Below are 1121 nucleotides of genomic sequence, written 5' to 3'. Positions count from 1 at the left end.
GCCGCCCCGCCGTGGCCGAAGAGAAGGCTCGAGCCCCAACCGACAACGGTTATCGGGAAGATAATACCTGTGGCGGCGTTACCGAGATAGCCAAGCCCTTGCCCGACAAATATTTGGTCAACGATGTTATACAGGCATGAAATGACGAGGGAAATTACGCATGGTATCGCAAACTTTGGCAGGAGGCGGCGGATAGGATCGTTCAGCATAAACGCTGACGCACCGCCTTGATTGTGGGCGATAGCTTCGCCCTCATTGGTAGGTTTCATAGTGTACCTTTCCTTAAAATAAGTATTCCAGAGCAAAAGCCCTAGGGGACACTTTATCGGAGGAAAGGTGCCTAAAAACTGCGTTAGACGGAAGCTCCGTCCAACATGATTATTATGTTACATTTTGAGAAAAGTTGTCAAGCATGGTTGGGGAAGGAATATAAAGTAGAAAAAATGCGGTAATAATGCCTTATTTTGGGATTTTTGAGCCTATCCTTATTTATTATGGGCATAAGCCCATATTCCTATTATTTTTACTGTGCCGTAGGCACACTTTATTATTTACATTCCTTATTCTTATACTTTATTTCTTTTCTTCTTCTTTTTGACCCTTTTGGGAGTATAACCCCCGTGCCAGGACGGCACGGAGAGACGAATAAATGTGGGGCAAAAAGAATTTTTACTACATTACCTTATCTTAATGCCCTCTACCAAGTTTAGGGCAAATGGCATTTAACGTTTGGCGGTAAACGACGTTTTTTTGCGCCCGATAAGGAAAAATGCGAAGCATTTTTACGGGCGCAAAAAAATGTGGCGGAGAAAAAACCCACAAAGGGCGTAGCCCGACTGGGTTTTTTCGTAGCCCGAGCCGCCGAAGGCGGCGAAGCGTTTACAGACCTGTTATGTGAAGTACCGCCCTTTTTTACATATTTATATTCTTTATAGATTGCTTATACTTATCACTTATATTGCACTATCTGTTATCAAAAAGTGACAAAAGGATACTTGCAAAAATATCAATAATATATCATACTGGTTTCTATGGAATTTTGTGATTACATAAATGAAGTTTTACGCCCCAAAAACACCCAAAATGCAGTAGTTCTTGACCTTTTTGGAGGCTGCGGCGGT

The 1121-nt window shown here is 42.6% G+C and carries 1 pseudogene; it reads right to left on the bottom strand.

Annotated elements, in window-relative coordinates:
• Positions 1 to 269, bottom strand: a pseudogene (locus ACYVRA_RS06655) (hypothetical protein); the annotation flags it as partial.
• Positions 270 to 1121: the final 852 nt, after the last annotated feature.

The sequence above is a fragment of the Treponema sp. R8-4-B8 genome, assembly GCF_054786175.1.
This window is presented reverse-complemented; position numbering and strand designations above follow the sequence as displayed.